This is a genomic window from Staphylococcus cohnii species complex 1663 (genome assembly GCF_041008415.1).
Lineage (GTDB): Bacteria > Bacillota > Bacilli > Staphylococcales > Staphylococcaceae > Staphylococcus > Staphylococcus ureilyticus.
In genome coordinates, this window is record NZ_JBFDVL010000004.1 from 202,077 (window position 1) to 228,567 (window position 26,491).

The window sequence follows — 26,491 nt, forward strand, 5'->3', positions numbered from 1 at the left end:
AAAGGGGATATAAAGGAAAGTTGAATTTCATAGTATTATTGTTTAGAAGTCTAGTATAATGAGTTAGAATAGTTATAAGAGTGAAAGTAGGTGAACAATCATGGCTAGATATAATGTGGAAAATGAAAACGTAGAAATTCAGTTGGAAAGACTGTTTAAAGTTGAACCTGAATTAGTATATCAAGCTTGGACTGAGCAACGATTTCTTAAACAATGGTTTATGACAACTGAACGAACGAATAAATCAATAGAGATAGACGCTGTACAAAACGGAAGCTATGAAATTATTGATGTTCGTAAAGGGAAAGAAAATATAGTGAAGGGTTCTTACGTTACTTTGAACCCAAATGAATATATTGTAATGACGATAGGGATGCCTGAATTAAGTGACTCTGAAGATACAATTGAAGTAGAGATGTTTGAAAGAGAACCAGGCATAACCCAAATGATTTTTAATTATACAGCTTATGTACCTAGGGAACGCAGATTGACATCATTAGAGTATAAGCAAAAGAAAAAGGAATATCATGATTCTACTGCGCATGGTTTTGAAATGTTATTTGATAAGCTGCAAACAACACTAGAAGAATATGAAGAGGAACAATAAAAAATCATTACAACCTAACTCAATAAATTAAAAGTGGGACTCAGGCATATTTGGGCAGAAGCTCATGTATCAGTCCCACTTGTGTAATAAATTGAGATGTTGACTAAGAGGCTGAGACAATTAATTTGTCCAGCTTTCTTTTATTTGATATGTTAATTATTTTGTGTGAATTGACCGTATTGTATACGCTCATTAAATTTACGTAGTACCGTTTCAAAAAAAATATGGTAGCTGATAAAGCTGGAATAATCAATGCCGTTTGTTAAATAAAAAGTGTTACTTGATACGTAGATATTATAATTTGCCTTTTGAGCCAAGGTGTTGTCTTGAAGCGTAGTAATAGAAATGAAATACTTTTGACGCAGTTGCAGTAAATTCGTTATATCGGATAAGTGATCGGTCTCGCCGGATAAAGAAATAATAAAAAACAAATCATTATCAGAAGCTTTATTTAACACCATTTTAAATTCATGTACATCATGTAATACAATAATATTTTTATGTATGGTCAATAAAATTCTTTGAGCTTCTTGCGCAACATTCATTTGAGCTAAACCTGTGCCATATAAATATACCGTTTCGGCTTGATATATTTTGTCAGTAACTAAGTCGTAATCGATACGCTCCAAATAAGTGAAGGTATTTTCAATTTCTTGTTTAAAAGCGTTCATAGAGTCAGAAGGTAATTGATGGACTTGTTCAGATTCAAATTTTAAGTATGATTTAAAATCACTGTAGCCATCAAAGCCGAGCTTACGAGTAAAACGATGAATACTTGCATTTGATGCATGTGTATAAGCCGCTAAATCTTGGATTTTCATTGTTTTACAATCTGATATATGTGTGTTTATAAAATGAGCGATTTGTAGGTCGTTTTCATTTAATTTATTAAAATTGTTATTTATGCGTTCATCTAAAAGCAACGTTATCACCTCAGAATTTTGAAAATATTTTCAAGTTTTGAAAATATAATCTTATTGTACAAAATTGTTCGTAATGGCGTCAAACTATTGTTCTGATGTAAGCGTTTACTATAAAATCGATGGTAAATTGATCCATAATCATTTGAATAGAGAGATATTCAATTATCATAAGTGAATTATTTTGGAAATTTAGAAAAGGGGAACTTTATATGAATGCTATAAAGCGATTTGGAAGTGCAATGATTGTACCTGTATTGATGTTTGCATTTTTTGGTATTGTACTCGGTTTAGCAACATTATTTAAAAATCCTTCAATAATGGGGAGTATTGCTGAAGAAGGTACAAATTGGTTCAAAATATGGTCAGTGATAGAGTCTGGTGGTTGGACAATATTTAATCACATGGAAGTGGTATTTGTTGTTGGCTTGCCATTATCTTTAGCTAAAAAAGCACCTGGACATGCAGCACTGTCAGCATTAATGGGATACTTAATGTTTAATACCTTTATCAATGCCATATTAACGCAATGGCCGCATACATTCGGAGCAAATTTAGAAAAGGGTGTAGAAAATGTAACGGGATTAAAAGCGATTGCTGGTATAGAAACATTAGACACGAATATCCTAGGCGGTATTATTATTTCAAGCATTGTCACATGGATACATAATAGATATTATAGTAAAAAATTACCTGAAATGCTTGGTGTATTTCAAGGTTTGACATTTGTAGTAACGATTTCATTTTTTGTCATGTTGCCAATTGCTTTAATTACTTGCATCATATGGCCAACGGTACAAAATGGTATTTCTTCACTGCAAGGATTTATTATTGGCTCGGGTTATATAGGTGTGTGGTTGTATCATTTTTTAGAAAGAGTATTGATACCAACTGGATTACATCACTTTATATATGCACCAATAGAAGTAGGTCCTGTTGTTGTGAATCATGGATTGAAAGCAGAATGGTTCGAACATGTAAATGAATTTGCTAAAAGTAAAGAACCATTAAAAGAATTATTCCCATATGGCTTTATGTTACAAGGTAACGGAAAAGTCTTTGGTTCAATTGGTATTGCTTTAGCAATGTATGCAACGACTCCAAAAGAAAATAGAAAGAAAATTGCAGCATTACTAATTCCAGCAACATTGACAGCGATTGTTGTAGGCATCACTGAACCATTAGAGTTTACATTTTTATTTATTGCACCTTATTTATTCGTTTTACATGCAATTTTAGCAGCAACGATGGATACGTTAATGTATGGTTTCGGATTAGTAGGTAACTTTGGTGGAGGATTATTAGATTTCTTTGCTACGAATTGGATACCTTTAGCCCAAAATCACTGGTTAACTTATATTATTCAAATTGCAATAGGTTTCGGTTTTACAGCGATTTATTTCTTCTTGTTCAAGTTTTTAATTATAAAATTTAATATTCCACTTCCTGGACGTAAAAAAGACGATAAGGATATGAAATTATATAATAAAGATGACTATAAAAATAAAGACGGTAAAGCACAAGTTGCTAAAAAAACTGAGTCAGCAAACGAGTTTGAAGCTAAAGCAATCTATTATTTAGAAGGTCTAGGTGGCAAAGAAAATATTAAAGACGTTACAAATTGTACGACACGTTTAAGATTGACAGTGAATGATGTCAATAAAGTTGAGGATAGTGATTACTTTACGCATAAACAAATGGCACATGGCTTAGTGAAAAGTGGGAAAAATGTGCAAGTCGTAGTAGGTATGTCTGTACCTCAAGTCAGAGAAGCATTTGAAAATTTAGTATTTGAAGAAAAAACTAAATAATAACCAGATTGCATATAAAACTTATGCACAAAAAAGGACTAATCCATATGATAATCATTAATGGATTAGTCCAATTTTTTATCAATAACGCATCAATTAATTTTTGCATGCTTGTTAGTAGACATGGTATACACGGCGCGAAGATGGGTCTTACATTCTATTTTGTTTATAAGTGTCCACATAAAAAAACGTCATTTCTATACAATTACAATAAGCATAGACGTTTATGATTGGATGCTAGATTCTTGTATACATGATTTATGTTGATTAAATATCGTGAAATGGTAGCTAAATCAATTTTACTGTATATGTGAGTGATGTCGTACATTAATGTTTTTAAGAAATTCTCGTTTTATGCATTAAACGTGGTTGGTAGGTAGCACTGTAAACATCAATGTTGTGTGTTGCGATAGCGTGAATTAATTTAGAGAATACTGTAGGCGAACAAGAAACGTTGATGGTATTTCGATTGAAGGTATAAACAATTGTTTCAGTGTGATTGAGTAAATTCATAATGTCGATAACTTTGTCTTTAATAAATGCATCATGAAGGCCGTCAACAGCGATTTCGAAACGCTTAGATGATAATAGTAAATGATCCAAGTCTAGTAGGTCTTGTGCATGATTATTTTCTAAAATTTGATAGATTAAATAATTGTGGAAGCTAAGAAAACTAATCAAATATGGTAGTTGTTGCTTAGGTAAATTCACTTCTAAAGCATATAAATGATTTTTTTTGAAAATAGTAAATTTGAACGATTTACAAAAGTGGACTTGTTTCAAAAGTTTTAACAAATTTTTGCGGATATGACGTTTATTTAAACCACTGATGTTTAAAACAAACGTTTCAGTTTTATCTAAAAACATATTATACCTCCATATCTATATAAAGTGACATACGTATATTAAAATTAATATTTAGTGCCCTTAAAATTATACATGTTTTAAATTCTATTAAATTGTACCACTCTTTTTAAAAGAAGACACTAGGTCTTTAGAACGAAGTATAAAATTTTTGGAAATTCCTAAGGTTTTAAAGTCGAAATATTTAGAAAATTCTGTTGTTTAGATGTTCAAAATATGATACATTCTTCTTTATTAATACAGAGAGGGAAGTGTTTTAGATGTTATCAAAAGTAAGTAAGTTTGCAACGAATACGTTCTTAGTATGGATGCTTATTGCAGCTGTCATTGGTTTTATATTTCCAATGCAACTTTCTACTTTAAGTAATTGGGTACCTTATTTACTAGGAATTGTTATGCTAGGTATGGGATTAACCATAGACCCCAAAGATTTTAAAATCATATTTCAAGCACCTAGATCTGTAATCATTGGTGTGGTTTTGCAGTATACGATTATGCCTTTAAGTGCATTTTTAATTGTTAAACTGTTTCATTTGCCTCCAGAAATTGCAATTGGTGTGATTTTAGTTGGATGTTGTCCAGGTGGTACATCTAGTAACGTTATGAGTTACTTAGCAAATGCAAATGTTGCATTGTCAGTAGCTATCACAAGTGTTTCAACATTACTAGCACCATTGTTAACACCAGCTTTAATATATTTATTTGCGCATGAATGGTTACAAGTTTCATTTATCAGTATGTTTTGGTCAGTCGTTCAAGTGATTTTAATACCAATAATCATTGGGTTTGTACTGCAAAAACTGTTCAAGACATTTGCTGACAAGACTGCCACTGCATTACCAATCGTTTCCGTTGTAGCTATTTCATTAATACTTGCATCTGTAGTTGGTAGTAGTAAAGCACAAATTTTAGCCACAGGATTGCTTATTTTTGCGGTTGTCATTCTTCATAATTTGATTGGCTATATACTCGGTTATACATTTGCCAAAATCCTAAAATTAGACCGACCGGACAAAAAGGCAGTATCGATAGAGGTAGGTATGCAAAATTCAGGGCTAGCAGTTTCTTTAGCTACAGTACATTTTAACCCATTATCTGCAGTTCCGGGAGCCGTGTTCAGCTTAATACATAATATTACAGGTCCAATACTTGCAAAATACTGGAATAAAAGGTAAGTATCATTGATTTTAAGATAAAATTAATATGAAGTTCTAAACTAAGAGGAAAACATTAATTTTTTCGTGTTTTTCTCTTAGTTTATATTATCTCTGTCTTTGATAGGCTAGAGAAGTATAAAATATGATACACTGACAATAATTTGATTCAATTTTGTTAAATTATAGGAGGGGAAATGTATGTATCGTGCTGTGATATTTGATTTTGATGGTACAATTATAGATACAGAAAAGCACTTGTTTGAAATAATAAATAAACATTTAAATCATTATGGTTTGGAAGAAGTTAGTTTAGATTTTTATCGTCAATCTATTGGGGGATTGGCTTCAGATTTGCATCAGTATCTAGAAGACCAACTAGGACAAGAACGTAAAGAAAAAATATATCAAGAGCATAATGAAACGAGTATACATTTACCGATAGTTACACATATGAAACAACTTATGGATTATTGTAAAGTGCGCCATATACCCATGGCTATTGCGACAAGTAGTTTTAGAAACGATATTCAACCAACGTTTGATCAATTAGGATTAGATGCGTATATTGATGTTGTTGTTGGACGAGAGGATGTAGAAGAAATAAAGCCAAGTCCCGAACTATATTTAACAGCAGTTCAAAGATTAAACTATAATCCTGTTAATTGTTTAGCTATAGAAGACTCAGTCAATGGGGCAACTGCAGCGGTGAATGCTGGTTTAGATGTTATTGTAAATACGAATGATATGACGGAAAAACAAGATTTTAGTAACATAGTATATTTAGATAAAGACATATCAGGTACAGCTATCATTGAAAAATATTTTGAAAAAAGTAGAGGCTAACGTATGAATGGTTATTTAATTTTATTTTTTTTAGGAGGCCCAATTGTTTTAGCAATAGGAAATTTAGTTTTAGGACCTATTTTTAATAAAAAAGTCCCCTTAAAAATACAATTCCGGTCATTTATGGTTGGAAGTCTTATTTACTTATTGGGAGCTTTGGCCTTATATTATCTTATTTTACAAAATCAATTTTAATATAAAACCCCTTATTTTGACATTGGAAAATGCTTCAATAAGGGGTTTTATAATATCGAAATGAAAAATGATAGTCTATTTTAAAAATTGAAGTATTAGTGTCACAATAACTAATACAAGTAATATAGAATCAATACCTACCATAATTGCAAAACGTGGATTTTTTTCTCCAGCAGCTTTAGATTTTTTTACAGCTTTTAAATTAGGGATTAAACTTACACTTAGTAAAATGATAACAACAATACCAATGAAAATACTCATGATTTATCACCACCATTTTTATGAGTATCGATATATTCCCAGATATACCCTGCAATGATACCAATAATCAATCCGGTTATGATACCGATTTTTAAAGCAGAAAACATAGCGCTGATTATGATTGCAATTAGTAGTGAAATAGGTAATGTAATACCAAATTTATATTTTCGCTCTGGTGAATTTACAATAGTAAAAATTAAGTAATATAGTATCCCAAATACAACAATCGTTAGTAAACTTTTTAGCATTAAATTTCCGGCAGAAACATCACTATCGCTAAAATAATTGATTAGGAAAAATAATATACCAAATATAATTGAAACTGTGATTGTACGTTTCAATAGATGTTTATTCATATTGAACTCCTTTATAATAAAATCTATTGAGCATTATATCATATAAAATTAGGAACTATAACTTCATGAACGTTAGACTCTAGCTCATCATTACAATAACGCAAGTTGTAGTCATTGTACTTTACTTTTTTGATATTGCTTATGGTCGTTTAAATAAGCATAGAACAAGCCTATTACTAAACCGCCTCCGATATAATTGCCGATACCTGCCCCCAGCAAATTGATTAAAGCAGGCATGGCTGAAAGTACATCACTTTGGTAAACGACTCCACCTGCGAATAATACGGTATTATAAACAACGTGTTCGTAACCCATAAATGCGAAAATGGATACACCAAACATCATGACAAACATTTTTGCCAAAACATCATCAATTTGCATAGCTATGACAAGCGATATATTTATAAAGAAATTAGCAAAAATACCTTTTATAAGAATGGCAACAAAACCTGCCGTTAGTGTTTTATGATCAATTGTAGCTTCTAATTGTTGCATCATCTCAGGTGTCATAATGTCTGAGGAACGAATCAATAAGAAGAACACCAATCCACCTAAGGCATTACCAATAAAACAGAGTACAAATATTTTAAAAACGCGGATTGGCGAAATGACGCGATAATACAGTCCAACTGTAAAATACATAAAGTTACTCGTTAATAATTCGGAATTTGTAAAAAGTATTAACACTAAAGCAAAACTAAATGCAATTGCCCCGACTAAATTTGCAACACCCATTGGAAGATCAGAGGCAAATGAAGCTTTAATGAGCAATACAAAAACTGTAATCACACCTAAGATAAAACCAGCCATAATGGCACGTAATAGATAACGTTTTAAATAAAAACTTTGTAAAATATCTTTGGCACGAATTGTCTCTACGACATGATGAACCCACGCTTTACCATAAAAAACTTTATCCCATTTAATATTTTTTTCGTTCAAAACTTTATCCTCACTTTCTATTAATTAAAAATAGTATACTATGTTACAGTGTTTTTGTGAAATAATTCACAAAATAATCATAATTAAATAGTGATACTCAATTAACTAAATATAGTATTTAATTGCTCTCTATCATATTGAAGTGAAAATTTACATTGCGTTTTCTCTAAAAGTAATCTAAAATAAAAACATATGTAAGGGCTTACATAAATGAAAAATAATTGTTTTAATTTTTAGAATTTATAGTATAATAGCGTCATAATAAGTGAATTATTTTCACTTATATTTGAATGAGATGGGGTTTGAATGATGAATGAGAATAACGAATTACAAAGGGGACTAGGTGCACGTCAAATGCGGATGATAGCACTTGGTGGAACGATTGGTGTCGGACTCTTTATGGGGGCGACAAGTACGATTAAATGGACAGGGCCTTCAGTAATATTTGCCTATTTAATAGCTGGGCTGTTTTTATTTTTAGTGATGAGAGCTATGGGGGAAATGGTATATTTACACCCGACTTCAGGTTCTTTTGCAAACTTTGCAAGTGATTACATAAATCCAGTTGCTGGTTATCTGACAGCATGGAGTAATATTTTCCAATGGGTTGTTGTAGGTATGAGTGAGGTTATCGCCGTTGGAGAATATATGAATTATTGGTTTCCTGATTTACCACAATGGATACCAGGTATTATAGTTGTATTATTGTTGGCTGGTGCTAACTTAGTATCAGTTAAAGCTTTTGGTGAATTTGAATTTTGGTTTGCAATGATAAAAGTAGTAACTATTATCTTGATGATTATTGCAGGGTTCGGTTTGATTTTCTTTGGACTTGGTAATGGTGGAGAGGCTATAGGTCTTTCTAATTTATGGTCACATGGTGGCTTTATGCCTAATGGTTGGATTGGTTTCTTCTTCGCACTTTCTATTGTAATTGGTTCTTATCAAGGTGTTGAATTAATCGGTATTACTGCTGGTGAAACGAAAGATCCACAAAAAAATATTAAAAGTGCGGTTAATGGTGTTATATGGCGTATATTAATTTTCTATATCGGAGCCATTTTCGTTATTGTAACTGTTTATCCTTGGGATGAATTAGGAAACATTGGCAGTCCATTTGTTGCAACATTTGCAAAAGTGGGTATTACATTTGCTGCTGGACTCATTAACTTTGTAGTTTTGACTGCAGCGATGTCAGGATGTAATTCTGGTATATTTAGCGCTAGTCGAATGACGTTGAACTTATCTCAAAAGGGCATGTTACCTAAATTTTTCCGTAAAGTTATGAAAAATGGTGTTCCTATTTGGACGGTTACTGCAATAGCAATTGGTATTTTAGTTGGTGCGTTATTAAATGTTATTTTGCCTTTATTTATTAAAGGGGCAGATAGTATTTTTGTTTACGTATACAGTGCCTCGATTTTACCAGGTATGGTACCGTGGTTTATGATATTAATTAGTCATTTAAGATTCAGAAAAAATCACAGCGAAGAACTCAAAAATCATCCTTTTAAAATGCCAGGCGGCGCAATAACAAATTATATTACAATGGCGTTCTTTATCATGGTGTTAATCGGCATGTTATTTAATAAAGAAACAGTTGTTTCAGTTGTTATTGGTATCGTGTTCTTAGGTTTTATGACATTGTTCTATTATCTAAAAGGCTATCATAAATTAAGTGATGATCAGCAACTTTAAAAAATATAATAACACATCAATTTGTCAGCAATATTAAGTAGTCATAAATGATACATTTTTTTGTATCATTTATGACTTTTTTGTATATCCGTCATTACGTTGGTACACTTACATAAATGCTTTTACAAAAATTTAACAATAGAAAAATACTCACTCAAAACTCGTGCTTTAGAATAAAGTTGAGGTCATAATACATATCTAAAGGAGTTATTATATGAAAATACTTAATAAACTAGCTACTGCTACGATTGCAGGGACAATCATTGCCGGTTCATCATTAGGGAGTGTACAAGGGACTTATGCTGCAGGGAAAAAAGATGAGTCTAAAGATTCAAATCAGAATGCTGATGTAGCTTATATGGGTAATACAAAAAATCCTAAAAACGTTATCTTTTTAGTCGGTGACGGTATGGGACCTTCGTATAATTCTGCTTATCGTTATTTTGCAGATAATCCAGATACTAAAGAAATGGATCAGACCGCTTTTGATAAATATCTAATAGGGAGTCAACGTACAAACCCTAATGATCCAAAAGAAAATGTTACTGATTCAGCAGCTGGTGCAACCGCATTTAGTTCAGGACAAAAAACGTATAATGGAGCTATAGGCGTCGATGCTAATAAAAATAATGTTAAAACAGTATTAGAACAAGCTAAAGAAAATGGTAAATCAACTGGTCTCGTATCTACGGCTGAAATTACAGATGCTACGCCTGCTGCATACGCATCACACGTTGATGATCGTGATAAAAAGGATGAAATTGCTAAACAATTTTACAATGATAAAATTAATGGCAAGCATAAAGTCGATGTACTACTAGGTGGTGGTGCTGAGTATTTTGGCAAAGACAATGGCAATTTAAAAAACAAATTTAAAAAAGATGGTTACGATGTGGTTACAAATAAAAATGAACTACAAAATTCCAAAAGTAAACAAGTATTAGGATTATTTGCAGATAATGATATGCCATTACAGATAGACGCACCAGACAAAAATCCAAAATTAGTGGATATGACTGATAGTGCCGTAAATAAATTAAAACAAAACGACAAAGGATTCTTTTTAATGGTTGAGGGCGCTTCTATAGATAAATCAGGGCATCCAAATGATGTAACTGGGGTAATGTCAGAAATGTCTGGATTTGAAAAATCATTTGAATATGCTATGAATTATGCAAAAGAAAATCCAGATACACTTGTGGTAGCTACTGCAGATCATTCTACAGGTGGTATGTCTATTGCGAAAGGTAAAGATTACGTTTGGAACCCAGACGCCATTCACCAAATGAAACATTCAGGTAAATATATGACTGAAGAAATTAGCAAAGGCAAAAATGTGGAGAAAGTCATTAAAGATGGTTACGGTTTTGAAGTTTCAGAAGATCAAATGAATAAAATAAAAGATGAAGCTAAAAAACTTAAAGATCTTAAAAAAGATGAAAAAGCATATGAAAGTCAATTACAAAAGGTTCAAGATGCTGTACAAAAACCAATTAATGACAAATCAAATACTGGTTGGACTACTAATGGTCATACAGGAGAAGATGTAAATACTTATGCATATGGCCCTGGTAGTGATAAATTCAAAGGAAATATTGATAATACTGATAATGCCAAAAATATTTTCGACTTTTTTCAAAATGATGTAAAGTAAACAACTAACAAATAAATAGTGTTAGCGATAGATTAAAAACGAGAACGACATAGAAATCCTTTATCAAAATGCGATTTCTATGTCGTTCTCGTTTATGATGTTATTTAAAAAGTGATGGCAGCAATGATTTAGTGTTTAAACTGGATTTTAGACAAATGTTTACGATAATTATCAAGTGCCATTTTAGACTGTGTGATTGAGTCTAACGAACGTTGATAATTTAAAGCAATAAATCGATAATAAAGAATATCTACCGTAAAAAGTTGTGCAAACAATGATGTTGTTGCGGCCATGCGTAGTTCATTCTCATCAGTTTGACCATAAATTAAAGTATAATCAGAAATTTTAGCTACAGGATTATTGTTCGAGCTTGAAATCGTGATGATAGGTATATTATAGTCAGTTGCAACTTTTGCCATAGATTGCATTTCACTATGACTACCTTGGTTGGTTACAAAAATAATACAATCTTGTTCATCATGAGTAGCCATGGTAGTCATTAATAAATGCGTTTCTTGTATTAAGCGCACATTTAAACCAATCCGAGATAATTTTTGATATAAATCTGTAACAATAACGAGTGATGCCCCATAACCAAATAAAAATATGGTACGCGCATGTTTTAATGTGTCACAGATGTCATCGATGTGATTTTGTTCAATTTGTGAAGCAACACAACTCATTGTATCTGTTGCTCGGGCTAACATTTTAGACTTGATAATATCGACGGATTCATTATCAATTAATTCCATATGATTATTGTTGATTGCATCTTCAGGCAAATAACGTGAAATTGTAATTTTAAGTTCTTGAAACCCTTTTTCTGTTATTTTCTTGCTAAAACGTACAATGGATGCTGTACTTGTATTAATTTCATTTGAAAGGTCTTGGACAGACATATTAATGATACGATGAGGTTCGTTTAAAATAAAATCAGCAATTTTTTTTTCACTTTTTGTAAAAGTTTCATATATATTATCAATTTTATAAAGTACGTTGGTCATAGTTTAACCACCTAAGTTATCAGATTCTCTCATTGATTTTGTTGTACCTAAAAAGAAGGTGAAGAGGAAACCACCGATGTAAGCAGCGATTAATCCTGCAATGTATCCTAAGTACATATGATCTGAAATCAAAGGTAACAATGAAATACCACTCGGTCCAATAGCGGTAGCACCGATGTGTCCAATACCACCAACCACTGCACCGCCAATACCGCCACCAATACATGCGGTAAAGAATGGTCTACCAAGAGGTAACGTGACCCCATAAATCAAGGGCTCGCCAATACCAAGGAAACCGACAGGCAGTGCACCTTTAATTGCATTTCTCAAAGTAGTATTTTTCTTACATCTTACCCAAAGCGCTAATGCGGCACCAACTTGTCCTGCACCTGCCATAGCAGCAATTGGTAGTAAGTAAGTAGCACCAGATTGATTGATCATCTCAATATGAATAGGCGTAAATATATGATGTAATCCTAACATAACTAATGGTAGGAAGAAAGCACCAATAATAAAGCCACTAAAGACGCCACCAATATTAATAACACCATTCACTACGGATACTAAACCGTCAGAAACAAAACCAGCTAAAGGCATAATGATAAAGATTGTTGATAATCCGATAACAAATAAAGTAATCGTGGGTGTTACGATAATATCAATGGCATTTGGTACAATCTTATGTAATCTCTTTTCTACGAGACTCAATAACCAAACAGCAAAGATAACACCGATAATACCACCTTGCCCTGCTTGTAAAGGTTCGCCTGTAAAAATATTAGTGATCATATTTTCTTCTGTTAATCCTGTTAGTAATGTTGTTCCTCCAATAACACCACCTAAACCTGGTGTTGCACCAAATTCTTTAGCAGCATTGATACCAGTGAAAATGGCTAAATATGCTAACATACCATCTTTAATTACGTTAAAAACAGTAACAAGTTGCGTAATCCATGAGCCAGATATGACCTCTGCAGCTAGTAAGTTGCTTAAAACTGCAGCAATACCACCGATTAAACCTGCACCAATAAATGCTGGAATCAATGGGATGAATATATTAGCGATTGTTTTTAATAATTTATTGAATTTGCCACGTTTTTGTTTACTTTGAAAAGCGGCTTTGTTTTCTTTGGCTCTTGCTTCAGTTTCTGCTTTATAATCTTTAGTTTGGTGAGGGATGGTTTCACCTAAACGTACACCACTCATTTCAGATATATGAGCAGCTACCTTATTAACTGTGCCAGGTCCAACGACTACTTGTACACGGTCATCTTTGACCACGCCCATTACACCTTCTGTCGATTTTAATTTATCATAGTTAACTTTATTTTCATCGTGCACCTTAATTCTTACACGCGTCATGCAATTTATAACATTTTCCATGTTCTCTAAACCGCCAACTGCATTTACAATACTTTCTGCAAGTTTTTGTTCTTTAGACATCATAAAACCCTCCTATATACATAAATTATTTTAAGTATTTGGTTTAATTTTTGATTGCTTGCTTAACGATGTGATTATTTTTTTCTAAACGTTGTTGTGCATCTGCTTTTGATGTATCACACATATGCATAACGATAGCAACTTTAAGGTTATGATCTGCAGCATGATATAGTTTTTCAGATTGTTGATAAGAAATGTCGCAGATATCTTGTATAATGCGTATGGAACGGTCAATTAATTTTTGATTTGTAGCTTTTACATCAACCATGAGGTTATCATAAACTTTACCGGCGCCAACCATTGTGATTGTTGAAATCATATTAAGCATTAATTTCTGAGCTGTTCCAGATTTTAATCTTGTAGAACCTGTTAAGACTTCAGGACCTACATTAACTTCAATTGCATTTTTAGCTATGCTACTTATTTTAGTGTTTGAATTGCATGAAATTGAAACAGTATGTGCACCAATGTGATTCGCATACTTTAATCCGCCGATAACATAAGGTGTATTACCACTAGCAGCAATACCGATTAAAACGTCTTTTTCATTCAGGTGAATATGATGTAAATCTTCTTCAGCCAAGGAGGTACTATCTTCAGCACCTTCAACAGCAACAGTCATGGCTCTTTGTCCACCTGCAATTAATCCAATGACTTCATCTGGAGACGTATTGAATGTGGGCACACATTCAGCAGCATCAAGCACCCCCAACCTTCCACTTGTTCCAGCACCGATATAAATAATTCGACCACCAGCTCTAAATTGTTTTGTAGTGATTTCTATGACTTTAGTCAAGTCTGGTATGACTTTTCTAATTTGTTGTGGGACTTTTTGATCTTCATCATTCATTGTTTTAAGAATTTCTGTTATAGACATCTCATCTAAATGCATTGTCGCTTTATTTCTAGATTCAGTAGTTAAATCACTCATAAATTTCTACTCCCTTGTTTTTATAATAAATTTAAATGTATCATTGGGCTTCATACAACGAATCAAACTGCGCTCAGCTTCACAAATTTCACCTATAACATTAATGTGAGGATGCGCTGGTAAGTCAGTTTTCAAAAGTTGTAATTCTCCTTGATAACGTCCGTTCAGTTTATTATCGATGGTAACTGTACCAGTGTTTCGAACTGTTGTATTATAAGTATTAATTTCACTTGTACAATAGTGTCTAGCTTCTTGTGAGCGAATTACATCTTGTGGGTTGTCTGGTCGTACAGTGTGAGGTTGCTGTAATATCTTAGTTGCTTGAATATCTAATAAATCAATTGTGAGTGTGAAAGTTCTATGACATAATACGTTCATTAATTGTTCGTCTAGTGGTGCGCTAATTTTAGTATCACCAATCAAAATTTGTGTTGTCAGATGATCTAATAATAGCTGTGCACTTTCGATAGGGTGTTGTGCTCTCGTTGATTCTATGGTTGGTAAACCTTTAAAAAGGGGGCCACGTTTTGTAGTGCCTGGAATAAAACCGAAGATCGTTGCGTTTGGATTATAGTTTAAAATTAGTGAGTTTTGAATATGAACAAATTCAGTTGTTAGACCTGTATCTGGCCGTGGATAATAGTTATGGCAATAGCATAAGTGTGTAAAATCATCTAGTTTTTCATAAAGCTGTTGAAGTAGTGATTCAGAAAGTATACTGGCATTTAAGCAACAGTGAAAACCATGTTGGATAATGTCATTAATAATTTCTATAGAAGTACTGTGATCAATACGAATCATAAATTGCGCATGATGATATGATTGCAAGAATTCATAAAAAGATTGATCCAGCAATGAAGGATTGATATCAATCATATACGTAAGTTGTTCGTCTGATAAATAATTTAAAAGTTCTCCCAAATAGCGATATTTAGATGTTTCGTCTTCCTCTGGAATTTGTACAGATGTGAAAATGGTCGTATATCCCAAAGCAATCATTCGTCTAATATATGATTTATCAATGGGTTGTCCTAAATAAATAGAAAAGCCATGCATTGTTATCACTCCTATATTGCTGTAATCGATTTCATTTTACAACACATGAAAAAGTATTACAATTTTAATTTTAAAAAAATCTCATTTTGAAATATTATTACAAAAACGCTTGTAATAACCTTTGTGTTTCCAATAATTGATTTTGTAAGGTATCGAGGTACTTAATTGTATTTCCAATAGTGAGTTCTTCAATGGGGTTGGTGTCATGGATTAAAAGGAATTGGTAATAATTATAATGGGGTAAAGAAAATCGTTGTAAGCTGATGTCTGAAAACACGATAAGTTCGTCTTTAATAAACTGTTGGATATCTTGTTTGTACTGTGCTTTCTTTTTATTTTGAGTAACGATAGCAAACTTATAAGTTTCAATTAAGTTTAATAGTTGGTTAATGCGTTGAGCGAGTTGATGAAATTCTAAATTATACATAAAATGCATCCTTTCTTAAAAAAATTTAAAATGATGAATATGATTTTCTGATTTTGTTAAGCATGGTAGGATATACACTATAAAATTAAAAATGAACTTAAAGGGGCTATTAAAAAATGGAAAAAACAAAATATCGTTTTAAAGATATTGTATGGAAAGACTTTTTCCTTATTGCGATTTTAATTGTAAGTATGATTGTTTTTACAGTGATTGGTATTTTATTTAGTTTTATTTTTGTAGATCATTTAACAGAAAAGATAGTGATCAAAATAAGTGTGGTTGTACAACTGCTATCATATGTAGTTACTGTGTTTAGCTTTTATTTTTTACATACCAAGGATTTTAAAATAAATTTGAAGAGAAATATAGCATTTATAAAGCAGCATTATTTATTTCTTATCATCGTGACGATTGTTATGATGGTTTGTAGTGGAATTTATAACATGGTGATGCAAATGTTACCCAATGGTATTGGGTTTAATGAAACTCAAAATGAATTAGAACTAATGAATTTATTTGATCAGCCGTCATTTTTACCGTTTACTTTTTTGTTAATTGTAATTGGTGCACCATTAGTGGAGGAAATATTTTTTAGACATTTACTGATAGGTGAATTAGGGAAGAAATTTAATGCTATTGTTATGGGGGTTATTTCAGCCATTCTATTTTCACTAATGCATGTGATGGGAGCAGAATCTCCATTAGAAATAGGAAGTTATTTAATTTTAGCGATTGCTATGGTCTATGCATACATCAAATCAGGTTTTAAACTCATTGCAAGTGTAAGTATTCATATGCTCAATAATTTAATCTCATTTGTTTTTACGCTAATTACGTTATATACATAATGGACAAGGTTGAAAAAATCCCACTGAGTTTTTTAGGACTCAGTGGGATTTAAAAATTGTTGATAGTTATTGATAGTAATATCTTGTGTTTTTATTTTTTTCTCAAATGAATATGAAATATCATGGATATCAACAATAGGTATTTCATTAGTTTTACCGAGACCAATTTCAAAAATAACTGCTTTCCATAATCCGTCTGTACATAATAAGCCTATAAAAATTACATTTTCAGTCATAATCTCATTATTTTTATTATACTCCATAGCCATCACATTTCTTTCGGTACAATAGATTAAGACTTCTGAAAAAATGGGCGGCAAGTCAACATGTGTTTGTTGATTGAATTTAATATATCGGTCTAGCTTTTTAAGCGCCCGTCTCATTTTCGTATAAGGTAAATTTAAACATTTTTTAATAATTGCGTTTATCTCTTCTTTATATGGAAGTGTAGTATATGATTGACTTTCATTCAATACCAAGAATAAAGCGGTGAGTTGTTTATCAGTTAATTCGAGCTCATAACTATTTGGCGTCTCTTGGAGTTGATAACCACCTAATTTTCCATGTTTTGCTAGAATTTTTACTCCCTGATCTTCTAAATCTTGAATATCTCTTAAAATTGTACGTTTCGATACATTTAAGTCTGTCGCGAGTTCTGAAGCGGTAATTTGCTTATTTTGTTGTATGGCTTGTACCAATTTATTTTGCCTTTCGCGTTTATTCATTAGAAAGTCACCTCCCAAATGATTACATATTACATTCATTATAGCATAAAAGTGACAATGACGACATTTATAAAGTTTTAAAAAAAGTTATAGAAAACGCTTACATTTTTTAGTTGTTTATGTTAGTATAATAATTAGTAACAAGGGGGTAGCGAAAAGATGACAAAGGGGTAGGCTATTACATATAGTTTTGTTAACATCTTTTTCGTACGAGTTACTAAGCAAACATCTTCAATATTTATTACTTACTTTCCTTTCTATAAGAGGCTGGGGCAATTAAATTGTCTCAGCCTCTTATCATTTTATTGAATATCATACTTATCGGTATAGAATAATGAAATCATTTATCGGACGATAGTGAATCGAATAGTTTGTTACCGTAATTATATTTATATGATAAAATAAAACAAATTATACATATGAAATAATTAAAATGAAAAAATTTAGTGATTCGCTTAAAGAGGAGGTCGCAAATGAATAAAGAAACATTATTAGATATAGATAATTTAGTTAGAGATTGGTTAACAACATTAGATGATATTATCCCACAATTAATAAAACAAATGGTTACTTCAACGAAAAAAAATCGATTTGATTTAGTGACTAATGTAGATAAATCTATTCAACAAAATTTTGAGCAATTTTTACAGCAACATTTTCCAAATCACCAACTTTTTGCGGAAGAAAAATCGAATGAAGGTATTCAAGCAAAAAAGGGTCATGTATGGGTCATGGATCCGATTGATGGTACTACAAATTTAGTTAAGCAACAGGAAGATTATTGCATTATATTAGGCTACTTTGTGGATGGTGAACCTACGTTGTCATACATTTATGATTATCCACACGGCAAGCTTTATAAAGCTATCAAGGGCCAAGGCGCATATATGAATGGTAAATTATTGCAACAGCCAGAAGATCTAAAATTAGAAGACGCGATTATTTCATTTAATACTTTGGTAATGAATGATGATACGATTCATGATTTAAATGATGCTTCATTTGGATATCGTTTCATTGGTTCATGTGGCTTAGATTCTGTGCGCGTAATTTTAGGACAATTTGGCGCACATGTAAATACAAATCCTAAACCATGGGATATCGCTGCACAGTTTTTATTCGCTAAAGAATTGGGATTGACAATGACGACGTTAAATAATTCAACTTTAGATTTTGCGAAAGCGGGACCATTTATTATAAGTAACAAAGCTTGTCATAAAGAAATGTTGACGATTCTAAATTCAGGATCTGGGTATCAAAAATAATTATTTTAAAATATTAATTATTTAACAATAGGTCTTAAGCACCATGTTCATTAAATAATTTTACTATATAATCTATAATTAATTGAAATAGAAAATCGAATATAGAATGGAGAATGAAAAAGGTGAATCGTTCTAACGAATATAATAAAAAGAAAATGGGGTTGCCCGCAAAAGTATTTTTGTGGTTTTTGGGTTTATTATTAATTTTAGCAATTTTAGCCGTTGTGTATTTAGGTTTTAAAATATTTTCTGTCGGTGGTGCAATACATAATCCATTGGATAGGGATAAGTCATCTTTGAGGGAAAAAGAAGCCAACCTTAATAATGGAGATCCATTTACGATTGCTTTATTTGGTGTAGATTCAGATGCCAAAAGAGCTGCTAATGGCGGAGGACAGCGTAGTGATACGATTATGGTGTTGTCTATCAACCCAGAGAAGAAATCTACTGAAATTGTGAGTATACCTAGAGATACTCAAGCAGATATCGTAGGTAAAGGTACAACTGAAAAAATAAATCATGCATACGCGTATGGTGGTCCTGACATGGCAGTGAAATCAGTAGAAAAACTATTGAATGTGCCGATAGATCACTATGCAACGATAGACATGGATGGAATGAAAGATATGATAGATACTGTTGGGGGTATTGATGTCACTAGTAACGCTACCTTCTCATATGATGGATTCCAATTTAATGAAGGACAAAAGTCTCGAATGGATGGAAAAGAAGCAATGGCGTTTATAAGAAGTCGTAAAGAAGAAGGCGCTGGCGGCGACTTTGGTAGACAAGAACGTCAACAATTAGTTATACAAGGTCTTGCCAACAAATTGACAAGTATCAGTTCAGTTACGCATTTTAACTCGTTGATGAATCACGTTGAAGATAATGTAAAAACTGATTTGACTTTAGGTGAGTTGAACAAAGTTAGAGGTAATTATAAAGATGCAAATGATAATGTTCACCGCCATCAATTAGAAGGTCAAGGTGGCATACAAGATGATGGTCTATATTATTTTGTACCTAGTCAAAGTTCATTATCTGAAATAGAAAGCGATATAAAAGATAATTTAGGTATCTAATTTAATAAATACACGCAACCACTGTATTGGTTGCGTGTATTTTATTTTTGTCACTAAAATAATAATTTTCAGAGAGAATATTTAACACTATAAATTAAAACTTATATTAAACAGTTAAAAATCAGTGGAAAGCCTTAACATTTTATTGATTTACATATACAATATAAATAACATTACCAAAAAGTGTGGGGCTTTTATGATGGAATGTTGTCAGACATCTTTGATTCATAAACACGGGCTTTATAAAATTAATAGGGGTGAATAATATGCAAGAACATTTAATTATTACATTAGATGGCAAAGATTATCTTGTGGAACCCGGCACAAATTTACTACAATTTATTAAATCACAAGATACGTTTGTACCTTCTATATGTTATAACGAATCGCTTGGTCCAATTGAAACTTGTGATACGTGTACAGTAGAAATAGACGGTGTGATGCAACGTGCTTGTAGTACGACGATAGATAGACCAATGATTGTAAATACACAAAATGATAATGTACAAACAAGTCAAAAAGAAGCATTAGATCGTATTTTAGAAAAACACATGCTTTATTGTACAGTATGTGATTATAACAATGGTGATTGTGAGATTCATAATACAATGGATCAGTGGGGTCTCGAACATCAAACATATGAATATAAGGAAAAACCATATGAAAAAGACTATGGACCTTTCTATCGTTACGACCCAGACCAATGTATTCTTTGTGGAAGATGTGTAGAAGTGTGTCAAGACGTCCAAGTCAATGAAACTTTAACGATTGATTGGGAACGTCAACAACCACGCGTGATTTGGGATAATGATACAACAATTAACGATTCATCATGTGTTGGTTGTGGTCAATGTGCAACTGTATGTCCTTGTAACGCTATGTTAGAAGTAAACATGGAAGGAAACGCAGGCTATATGACAGATTTAGAGCCAGGTTCACTTGCTGCGATGATTGACTTAACTAAAAAAGCAGAACCAGGCTATGGCCCACTATTTGCAGTATCTGATTCTGAAGCGGCGATGCGTGAAGAACGCATCGAAAAAACTAAGACTGTATGTACATATTGCGGTGTTGGTTGTTCCTTTGACGTATGGACAAAAGGAAGAGAAGTATTGAAAGTTCAACCTCAACACGAATCTCCAGCCAACAAAATTGCAACTTGTGTGAAAGGTAAGTTTGGTTGGGATTACATTGATTCAGAGGAAAGATTAACTAAACCATTAGTACGTAAAAATAATCAATTCGAAGAAGTAGAGTGGGATGAAGCATTACAAGTAATTTCTGAAAACTTTAACAAAGTAAAAGCTTCTCACGGATCTGATGGTCTAGCATTTATTTCTTCTTCAAAAGCAACTAATGAAGAATCATATTTAATGCAAAAGCTTGCGAGACAAGTAATTGGTACGAATAATGTCGATAACTGTTCTCGTTACTGTCAAGCACCTGCGACAAAGGGATTATTTAGAACTGTAGGTCATGGTGGTGATTCTGGTTCAATCAACGATCTTGAAATTGCTGATATGGTTGTTTTAATAGGCACAAATACTGCTGAAGCACATCCAGTCATTGCTTCTCGCATTAAGCGTGGACATAAATTATATAACAACACATTAAATGTTTTTGATATTCGTAAACATGAAATGGCAGAAAGAGCTGACAACTTCTATCAACCTAAACCTGGTACTGACTTAGTTTGGTTATCAGCGGTGACAAAATATATTATAGATAATGACTTGCATGATAAAGCATTTGTAGATGAATGGGTAAATGGCTTCGATGAATATCATAAGTCTTTAGCACCATTTACAATGGAATTTGCCGAAGATACAACAGGTATTTCAAAAGAAGCACTCATAGATTTTGCACATCAAATGGTTAATGCTGAAACAGTGTCAATTGCGTGGGCTATGGGTGTCACACAACAAGATATTGGTAGTGACACGTCTACAGCAATTTCTAACTTATTATTAGCAACAGGCAATTATAGAAAACCAGGTACTGGTGCATATCCGCTTCGTGGTCACAACAACGTACAAGGATGTAGTGACATGGGTAGCATGCCTGATCAATTCCCTGGTTACCAAAAAGTAGCAGACGATGAAATTCGTGCAAAATTTGAAAGAGAATATGGTGAAACATTACCGAGTGTTCCTGGTAAAGATAATCACCAAATGATGGAAGGTATTCACGCAGGTGAAATTGACGCATTGTATTTATATGGTGAAGATACAGGTATTGTTGATTCAAATATCAACTATGTACAAGCTGCACTAGAAAAAGTTGGTTTTTTAGTCGTACAAGATGAGTTTTTCACTTTCACTGCTTCATATGCAGATGTAGTTTTACCAGCATGTCCTTCACTAGAGAAAACAGGTACATTTACGAATACTGAACGCCGTATCCAACGTTTATATCAAGCCCTTGAACCTAAAGGCGAATCTAAACCAGATTGGGTCATTATTCAAGATGTAGCTAGAACACTAGGTTATGATTGGAATTACACGCACCCAAGTCAAATTATGGACGAAATTGCTAAACTGACACCATCTTATTCGGGCGTGAACTATGACAGATTAGATGGTTATAATAGTTTACAATGGCCTGTGGCTGAAGATGGCACGGATCAACCAACATTGTATTTAGATGGATTTAACTTTGAAGATGGTAAAGCGAATTTCTATCCTTTAACTTTTGATAATTTCTTTAAAGTGAATGAAAAATATGATTTACATGTAAATAACGGTCGTTTATTAGAGCATTTCCATGAAGGAAACATGACTTATAAAGTACCAGGTCTTGCATATAAAGTCCCTCAACCATTCGTAGAAGTATCTCCAGAACTAGCACAAGAAAGAGATATTCATGAAGGGGCAGAAGTTAAGTTGATTTCAGATAGTGGTGAAGCTGAACTAATTGCACATGTCACTGATAGAGTAAAAGGCAAAGAAATTTATATTCCACTTAATAACAATGCAATGATAAATGGTGATCAAGGTGCGATTAACTTATTGACGAACAGTGATGTGGATAAAGATACAGACACACCTTCTTATAAGCGTACAAGTTGTCGTATGGAAGTTAAAACACGTAGAGGAAAATCACCATTAAACCCTACAAACTTCCGAGTAGATAAACAAAGACAACCACAATATAGCGTACGTGTTGAAGACAAATGGAAACGTGATGATTACACTTTCCCAGGAAGTCAGGTGAATAAATAATGGCTGAGAGAATAACGAAAATTAAGCGCATGCAAAAGTCTGAAGAACAAATCAAACAAGAAAGTTTAGCAGAAGTAACAGATGCAATTGCAGCAAATAAAGATAGTATCATGAAAGCTATTAACATTATTAGCACGTTGGACGATGCTAAGATACTAGATGCAGTATCAGGTATGGTCAATAGTCGAGGTGTTATCGCTAATAAATTCGCAGTTGAATTAAACAAAGAACAATACACAGGATTGATTACAAATATGGCATCACTTGTTTTCCTTTTAGGTGATTTGAATGTCAATGACTTGAGCATTATGTTAAATAAAGTAAATAAAGGATTAAGTGTTGCAAATCAAGCTAGTCCAAACCAAAAAACATCTATCACTGGCTTAATGAGTGTACTGAGAGATGACGAAATGAATCGTAGTTTAACTTATATGTTAAATATGCTCAGAGGCATGTCTAGATCATAAAATGAAGTGTATATATTGATGAAAAAAGCCCTTATTGTGAATTTTTATTCACATGAGGGCTTTTTTGCTATGATAAATGACATATTGAAAATTAAGTAAATATGATACAATTTCAATAAACAGAATGATTTACTTAGAATATGATTACAAGGAGTGGAGTCTTATCAATCCGAAATTAATTAAAATCATGGCTATTATTTCAAATGTATTTTTAGTCATTGGTATTATATTTTTAATCACTTTAAATATTGCGATGGCGATTACAATGTTTGTTGTTTCATTGGCAATTAGCTTAGTGATTTTCAACACATTGTTTAGAAATCGAAAAGGCATGCGTATTGCAATTAATGTTTCCTTTATAATTGTACTTATTGCGATTATTTTTGCCTATTTCACATTGACTCAATAAAATGCAATGCAGGGAGATTTTAAAATATGAACGAGCGTGTTAAGCAACGTATACCGTTGATATTATTAATATTAATTATTGTTATATTTGCTATTTTATTAATAATAAATGAAACATCTTTATTTGAAAAACAAAGAACACATACCTTTAATGAAGCGGTAGATAAGCAAGTAAGTTCAGACGCATTAAATATGAAAGAACAGGAAGGTAAATTCATTAAAGCTACTACTACAGATGTGAAAAAAGCAATGGAGGTTAATAGTGATCAAGATGATTTAAACCATATGGATATTTCTGAAAAGGTATCTATGTCTGAAGCTGAAATAAATAAAATTTTAAAAAATAAAGGTGTATTAAAAGGGAAAGGTAAAACTTTTCTAGAAGCACAAGATAAGTATGAGGTTAATGTTTTATATTTAGTGAGTCATGCCTTAGTTGAAACAGGTAATGGTAAATCGGAATTAGCTAAAGGCATTAAAGATAAAGGTGAAAGGTATTATAATTTTTTTGGTATAGGTGCATTTGATGAAAATGCTGTACATACTGGTAGTAGTTTTGCAAAGAAACAATCGTGGACATCACCTGAAAAAGCAATTATGGGTGGGGCCAAATTTGTAAGAAAAAATTACTTTGATAATAAACAAATCTCACTTTATCAAATGAGATGGAATCCTAAGACACCAGGTGAACATCAATATGCAAGCGATGTGGATTGGGATGATAATATCGCTTGGTTTATGAAACATTTTTATAAAAATTTAGGCATTAAAAAAGATGACATTAACAAAGATTATTACTTGTAGTTGGATTATAGAGTATTGCAATCGCAATTTTTACAAGCTTTATTTAAGTTTTGTTATGTTATGATACAAATGTGAATATAATATTAAAAGATTAGGGAAAGTTGGAGTGAATAAAGATGAAAATAGCCATCGTTGGTGCAGGTATAGGTGGTTTAACTGCAGCAGCTTTATTAATAGAGCAAGGTCATGATGTAAGTGTATTTGAAAAAGAGAATATAGTATCTGAATTAGGTGCTGGTATTGGCATTGGTGGTAATGTCATTGAGAAATTGAATGGTCATGATTTGGCAAAAGGACTTAAAAACATTGGACAAGTCATCGATATGATGGAAGTTCGAGATGATAAAGACAAACTATTATCAAAACTTAAGTTGAAAAAAAATACAGTTAATTTAACGATGTCACGTCAAAGTTTATTAGAAGTGATTAAATCTTATGTACCGGATAGCGCAATTTTCACCAATCATAATGTGACAGGAATTGAAAATGGGGATTTGAAAGTAACCTTACAATTTTCCGAGCAAACTTCACAATCATTTGATTTATGTATCAGCGCTGATGGTATCCATTCAAACATAAGGCAAGCAATAGTGCCAAATAGTAAGCCAATTTATCAAGGATACGCAGTATTCAGAGGTTTAGTTGATGATATTGATTTAAAAGATAACAATGTTGCTAAAGAGTTTTGGTCTACAAAAGGTAGAGTGGGCATTGTACCATTATTAAATAACCAAGCTTATTGGTTTATTTCAATTTCTGCCAAAGCCCATGATTCTAAGATACATGCTTTTGCGAAACCACATTTACAGGCAAGATTTAATCATTTTCCTAATGAAGTCAGACAAATATTAGATAAGCAAAGTGAAACGGATATATTGTTACATGATATGTATGATTTAAACCCATTGAAATCGTTTGTTTATCAACGTGTTGTACTTCTAGGTGATGCTGCACATGCAATGACGCCAAACATGGGGCAAGGTGCTGGTCAAGCGATGGAAGATGCTATTGTTTTAGCGAATTGTATGCAATCATATGATTTTGATTTAGCCTTAGAACGCTATAATAAATTGCGTGTAAAACATACAAAAAAAATAGTGAAACGTTCTAGAAAAATAGGGAAAACTGCTCAAAGAACAAATAAATTCGTCGTGAAAACGAGAAATAAAATTGCTAAAATTTTACCTGATCGATTACTTTCAAATCAGACAAAATTTATTTATAAGTCTAAAGCAAAGTAAAACATATACATTGGCCAAAGCCTCAACATCACAAAACGTGTAAATGTAATTCGGAAAAATTATATTTACACGCTTTTTAATATCAAAATGTACTATTATTAGATAACTTTTCTAAGGTAATAATCTATTTTGTTATTTTCAGTGATTCAATTATGTCAGCTAGAACGATCCGCTAACATAAAAATATTTTAAATTTTTATTGAATCATCAACTTTGCTAATAGAAAAAACACTTTCGTACTGTTCATTTTAAATGAATTCT

General features: G+C 32.3%; 26 protein-coding genes. 15 read left to right on the plus strand and 11 right to left on the minus strand.

Annotation, left to right across the window (positions count from 1 at the left end; all coding sequences use genetic code 11):
• Nucleotides 1-100 precede the first annotated feature (100 nt).
• Nucleotides 101-607, plus strand: a complete 507-nt coding sequence (locus AB1J10_RS06420; RefSeq protein ID WP_046208499.1) for an SRPBCC family protein — start codon at nucleotides 101-103, stop codon at nucleotides 605-607.
• Nucleotides 608-759: 152 nt separating this feature from the next.
• On the opposite strand, the gene AB1J10_RS06425 is transcribed toward AB1J10_RS06420, so the two are convergent.
• Nucleotides 760-1,530 (minus strand): MurR/RpiR family transcriptional regulator, encoded by a 771-nt coding sequence (locus AB1J10_RS06425; protein WP_046208498.1) that lies wholly within the window; start codon nucleotides 1,528-1,530, stop codon nucleotides 760-762.
• A gap of 209 nt (nucleotides 1,531-1,739) precedes the next feature.
• Between AB1J10_RS06425 and AB1J10_RS06430 the strand changes: the two genes are divergently transcribed.
• Nucleotides 1,740-3,338, plus strand: a complete 1,599-nt coding sequence (locus tag AB1J10_RS06430; RefSeq protein WP_064209353.1) for an alpha-glucoside-specific PTS transporter subunit IIBC — start codon at nucleotides 1,740-1,742, stop codon at nucleotides 3,336-3,338.
• 336 nt (nucleotides 3,339-3,674) lie between these two features.
• Here the strand turns inward: AB1J10_RS06430 and AB1J10_RS06435 are convergent, their stop codons facing one another.
• Nucleotides 3,675-4,205 (minus strand): hypothetical protein, encoded by a 531-nt coding sequence (locus AB1J10_RS06435; RefSeq protein ID WP_046208496.1) that lies wholly within the window; start codon nucleotides 4,203-4,205, stop codon nucleotides 3,675-3,677.
• A gap of 257 nt (nucleotides 4,206-4,462) precedes the next feature.
• Between AB1J10_RS06435 and AB1J10_RS06440 the strand changes: the two genes are divergently transcribed.
• From AB1J10_RS06440 to AB1J10_RS06450, 3 genes are all read left to right on the plus strand, one after another.
• Entirely contained in the window at nucleotides 4,463-5,377 is a 915-nt protein-coding gene (locus tag AB1J10_RS06440; RefSeq protein ID WP_107365322.1) for a bile acid:sodium symporter family protein, read from the plus strand.
• A gap of 180 nt (nucleotides 5,378-5,557) precedes the next feature.
• Nucleotides 5,558-6,202, plus strand: coding sequence for an HAD family hydrolase (locus AB1J10_RS06445; protein WP_107365323.1), 645 nt, complete (start codon nucleotides 5,558-5,560; stop codon nucleotides 6,200-6,202).
• A gap of 3 nt (nucleotides 6,203-6,205) precedes the next feature.
• The gene (locus AB1J10_RS06450; protein ID WP_046208493.1) at nucleotides 6,206-6,397 is read left to right on the plus strand and encodes a hypothetical protein; all 192 of its coding nucleotides are present in this window, start codon (nucleotides 6,206-6,208) and stop codon (nucleotides 6,395-6,397) included.
• Nucleotides 6,398-6,472: 75 nt separating this feature from the next.
• Here the strand turns inward: AB1J10_RS06450 and AB1J10_RS06455 are convergent, their stop codons facing one another.
• The 3 genes from AB1J10_RS06455 to AB1J10_RS06465 form a co-directional block, all read right to left on the minus strand.
• Nucleotides 6,473-6,658 (minus strand): hypothetical protein, encoded by a 186-nt coding sequence (locus AB1J10_RS06455; protein ID WP_046208492.1) that lies wholly within the window; start codon nucleotides 6,656-6,658, stop codon nucleotides 6,473-6,475.
• Nucleotides 6,655-7,014: a hypothetical protein gene (locus AB1J10_RS06460; protein WP_046208491.1), complete on the minus strand. Its 360-nt coding sequence runs from the start codon at nucleotides 7,012-7,014 to the stop codon at nucleotides 6,655-6,657. The genes AB1J10_RS06455 and AB1J10_RS06460 overlap by 4 nt, the downstream gene beginning before the upstream one ends.
• A 111-nt stretch (nucleotides 7,015-7,125) precedes the next feature.
• Nucleotides 7,126-7,956: a formate/nitrite transporter family protein gene (locus AB1J10_RS06465; RefSeq protein ID WP_107365324.1), complete on the minus strand. Its 831-nt coding sequence runs from the start codon at nucleotides 7,954-7,956 to the stop codon at nucleotides 7,126-7,128.
• A 309-nt stretch (nucleotides 7,957-8,265) separates the two neighbouring features.
• Here AB1J10_RS06465 and AB1J10_RS06470 point away from each other — a divergent pair, with 309 nt between their 5' ends.
• Nucleotides 8,266-9,654 (plus strand): amino acid permease, encoded by a 1,389-nt coding sequence (locus tag AB1J10_RS06470; RefSeq protein WP_046208490.1) that lies wholly within the window; start codon nucleotides 8,266-8,268, stop codon nucleotides 9,652-9,654.
• 214 nt (nucleotides 9,655-9,868) lie between these two features.
• On the plus strand, nucleotides 9,869-11,308 hold the full coding sequence (locus AB1J10_RS06475; RefSeq protein ID WP_046208489.1) for an alkaline phosphatase: 1,440 nt from the start codon (nucleotides 9,869-9,871) through the stop codon (nucleotides 11,306-11,308).
• Between the two features lie 128 nt (nucleotides 11,309-11,436).
• On the opposite strand, the gene AB1J10_RS06480 is transcribed toward AB1J10_RS06475, so the two are convergent.
• From AB1J10_RS06480 to AB1J10_RS06500, 5 genes are all read right to left on the minus strand, one after another.
• Nucleotides 11,437-12,312, minus strand: coding sequence for a MurR/RpiR family transcriptional regulator (locus AB1J10_RS06480; protein WP_107365325.1), 876 nt, complete (start codon nucleotides 12,310-12,312; stop codon nucleotides 11,437-11,439).
• Between the two features lie 3 nt (nucleotides 12,313-12,315).
• Nucleotides 12,316-13,755 carry a PTS transporter subunit EIIC gene (locus AB1J10_RS06485; RefSeq protein WP_064209356.1) on the minus strand — a complete coding sequence of 480 codons (1,440 nt, stop codon included), beginning with the start codon at nucleotides 13,753-13,755 and terminating at the stop codon, nucleotides 12,316-12,318.
• A 43-nt stretch (nucleotides 13,756-13,798) separates the two neighbouring features.
• A complete protein-coding gene (gene murQ / locus AB1J10_RS06490) occupies nucleotides 13,799-14,686 on the minus strand; it encodes an N-acetylmuramic acid 6-phosphate etherase (protein ID WP_046208486.1) in 888 nt (295 codons plus the stop codon).
• Between the two features lie 6 nt (nucleotides 14,687-14,692).
• The gene (locus tag AB1J10_RS06495; protein WP_073343886.1) at nucleotides 14,693-15,742 is read right to left on the minus strand and encodes a MupG family TIM beta-alpha barrel fold protein; all 1,050 of its coding nucleotides are present in this window, start codon (nucleotides 15,740-15,742) and stop codon (nucleotides 14,693-14,695) included.
• 97 nt (nucleotides 15,743-15,839) lie between these two features.
• The gene (locus tag AB1J10_RS06500) at nucleotides 15,840-16,169 is read right to left on the minus strand and encodes a hypothetical protein (protein ID WP_073343883.1); all 330 of its coding nucleotides are present in this window, start codon (nucleotides 16,167-16,169) and stop codon (nucleotides 15,840-15,842) included.
• Nucleotides 16,170-16,285: 116 nt separating this feature from the next.
• Between AB1J10_RS06500 and AB1J10_RS06505 the strand changes: the two genes are divergently transcribed.
• Nucleotides 16,286-17,017, plus strand: coding sequence for a CPBP family intramembrane glutamic endopeptidase (locus tag AB1J10_RS06505; RefSeq protein WP_070812607.1), 732 nt, complete (start codon nucleotides 16,286-16,288; stop codon nucleotides 17,015-17,017).
• A 32-nt stretch (nucleotides 17,018-17,049) separates the two neighbouring features.
• Here AB1J10_RS06505 and AB1J10_RS06510 read toward each other — a convergent pair whose 3' ends face one another.
• Entirely contained in the window at nucleotides 17,050-17,742 is a 693-nt protein-coding gene (locus tag AB1J10_RS06510) for a helix-turn-helix transcriptional regulator (protein WP_046208482.1), read from the minus strand.
• Nucleotides 17,743-18,215: 473 nt separating this feature from the next.
• Here AB1J10_RS06510 and AB1J10_RS06515 point away from each other — a divergent pair, with 473 nt between their 5' ends.
• From AB1J10_RS06515 to AB1J10_RS06545, 7 genes are all read left to right on the plus strand, one after another.
• Nucleotides 18,216-19,007, plus strand: a complete 792-nt coding sequence (locus AB1J10_RS06515) for an inositol monophosphatase family protein (protein WP_107365487.1) — start codon at nucleotides 18,216-18,218, stop codon at nucleotides 19,005-19,007.
• Nucleotides 19,008-19,120: 113 nt separating this feature from the next.
• A complete protein-coding gene (locus AB1J10_RS06520) occupies nucleotides 19,121-20,089 on the plus strand; it encodes an LCP family glycopolymer transferase (RefSeq protein WP_225792135.1) in 969 nt (322 codons plus the stop codon).
• A 266-nt stretch (nucleotides 20,090-20,355) separates the two neighbouring features.
• A complete protein-coding gene (gene fdhF / locus AB1J10_RS06525; RefSeq protein WP_075100115.1) occupies nucleotides 20,356-23,310 on the plus strand; it encodes a formate dehydrogenase subunit alpha in 2,955 nt (984 codons plus the stop codon).
• Nucleotides 23,310-23,777, plus strand: coding sequence for a DUF1641 domain-containing protein (locus AB1J10_RS06530; protein ID WP_019468329.1), 468 nt, complete (start codon nucleotides 23,310-23,312; stop codon nucleotides 23,775-23,777). Before fdhF ends, AB1J10_RS06530 begins: the two co-directional genes overlap by 1 nt.
• Before the next feature lie 124 nt (nucleotides 23,778-23,901).
• Nucleotides 23,902-24,186 carry a hypothetical protein gene (locus tag AB1J10_RS06535; protein ID WP_071560236.1) on the plus strand — a complete coding sequence of 95 codons (285 nt, stop codon included), beginning with the start codon at nucleotides 23,902-23,904 and terminating at the stop codon, nucleotides 24,184-24,186.
• Between the two features lie 26 nt (nucleotides 24,187-24,212).
• On the plus strand, nucleotides 24,213-24,989 hold the full coding sequence (locus AB1J10_RS06540; RefSeq protein ID WP_064209361.1) for an N-acetylglucosaminidase: 777 nt from the start codon (nucleotides 24,213-24,215) through the stop codon (nucleotides 24,987-24,989).
• A 116-nt stretch (nucleotides 24,990-25,105) separates the two neighbouring features.
• On the plus strand, nucleotides 25,106-26,230 hold the full coding sequence (locus AB1J10_RS06545) for an FAD-dependent monooxygenase (RefSeq protein ID WP_107365488.1): 1,125 nt from the start codon (nucleotides 25,106-25,108) through the stop codon (nucleotides 26,228-26,230).
• Nucleotides 26,231-26,491 lie beyond the last annotated feature (261 nt).

What these genes read in the sequence shown, in the direction of transcription:
- AB1J10_RS06515 (WP_107365487.1), top strand. Translation starts at nt 18,216, where the DNA reads ATGAATAAAGAAACATTATTAGATATAGATAATTTAGTTAGAGATTGG.
- AB1J10_RS06440 (WP_107365322.1), top strand. Translation starts at nt 4,463, where the DNA reads ATGTTATCAAAAGTAAGTAAGTTTGCAACGAATACGTTCTTAGTATGG.
- AB1J10_RS06435 (WP_046208496.1), bottom strand. Translation starts at nt 4,205, where the DNA reads ATGTTTTTAGATAAAACTGAAACGTTTGTTTTAAACATCAGTGGTTTA.
- AB1J10_RS06445 (WP_107365323.1), top strand. Translation starts at nt 5,558, where the DNA reads ATGTATCGTGCTGTGATATTTGATTTTGATGGTACAATTATAGATACA.
- AB1J10_RS06520 (WP_225792135.1), top strand. Translation starts at nt 19,121, where the DNA reads ATGAAAAAGGTGAATCGTTCTAACGAATATAATAAAAAGAAAATGGGG.
- AB1J10_RS06455 (WP_046208492.1), bottom strand. Translation starts at nt 6,658, where the DNA reads ATGAGTATTTTCATTGGTATTGTTGTTATCATTTTACTAAGTGTAAGT.
- AB1J10_RS06510 (WP_046208482.1), bottom strand. Translation starts at nt 17,742, where the DNA reads ATGAATAAACGCGAAAGGCAAAATAAATTGGTACAAGCCATACAACAA.
- AB1J10_RS06450 (WP_046208493.1), top strand. Translation starts at nt 6,206, where the DNA reads ATGAATGGTTATTTAATTTTATTTTTTTTAGGAGGCCCAATTGTTTTA.
- AB1J10_RS06530 (WP_019468329.1), top strand. Translation starts at nt 23,310, where the DNA reads ATGGCTGAGAGAATAACGAAAATTAAGCGCATGCAAAAGTCTGAAGAA.
- AB1J10_RS06485 (WP_064209356.1), bottom strand. Translation starts at nt 13,755, where the DNA reads ATGTCTAAAGAACAAAAACTTGCAGAAAGTATTGTAAATGCAGTTGGC.
- murQ (WP_046208486.1), bottom strand. Translation starts at nt 14,686, where the DNA reads ATGAGTGATTTAACTACTGAATCTAGAAATAAAGCGACAATGCATTTA.
- AB1J10_RS06500 (WP_073343883.1), bottom strand. Translation starts at nt 16,169, where the DNA reads ATGTATAATTTAGAATTTCATCAACTCGCTCAACGCATTAACCAACTA.
- AB1J10_RS06535 (WP_071560236.1), top strand. Translation starts at nt 23,902, where the DNA reads ATGATTTACTTAGAATATGATTACAAGGAGTGGAGTCTTATCAATCCG.
- AB1J10_RS06495 (WP_073343886.1), bottom strand. Translation starts at nt 15,742, where the DNA reads ATGCATGGCTTTTCTATTTATTTAGGACAACCCATTGATAAATCATAT.
- AB1J10_RS06540 (WP_064209361.1), top strand. Translation starts at nt 24,213, where the DNA reads ATGAACGAGCGTGTTAAGCAACGTATACCGTTGATATTATTAATATTA.
- AB1J10_RS06475 (WP_046208489.1), top strand. Translation starts at nt 9,869, where the DNA reads ATGAAAATACTTAATAAACTAGCTACTGCTACGATTGCAGGGACAATC.
- AB1J10_RS06545 (WP_107365488.1), top strand. Translation starts at nt 25,106, where the DNA reads ATGAAAATAGCCATCGTTGGTGCAGGTATAGGTGGTTTAACTGCAGCA.
- AB1J10_RS06480 (WP_107365325.1), bottom strand. Translation starts at nt 12,312, where the DNA reads ATGACCAACGTACTTTATAAAATTGATAATATATATGAAACTTTTACA.
- AB1J10_RS06470 (WP_046208490.1), top strand. Translation starts at nt 8,266, where the DNA reads ATGAATGAGAATAACGAATTACAAAGGGGACTAGGTGCACGTCAAATG.
- AB1J10_RS06430 (WP_064209353.1), top strand. Translation starts at nt 1,740, where the DNA reads ATGAATGCTATAAAGCGATTTGGAAGTGCAATGATTGTACCTGTATTG.
- AB1J10_RS06420 (WP_046208499.1), top strand. Translation starts at nt 101, where the DNA reads ATGGCTAGATATAATGTGGAAAATGAAAACGTAGAAATTCAGTTGGAA.
- fdhF (WP_075100115.1), top strand. Translation starts at nt 20,356, where the DNA reads ATGCAAGAACATTTAATTATTACATTAGATGGCAAAGATTATCTTGTG.
- AB1J10_RS06505 (WP_070812607.1), top strand. Translation starts at nt 16,286, where the DNA reads ATGGAAAAAACAAAATATCGTTTTAAAGATATTGTATGGAAAGACTTT.
- AB1J10_RS06460 (WP_046208491.1), bottom strand. Translation starts at nt 7,014, where the DNA reads ATGAATAAACATCTATTGAAACGTACAATCACAGTTTCAATTATATTT.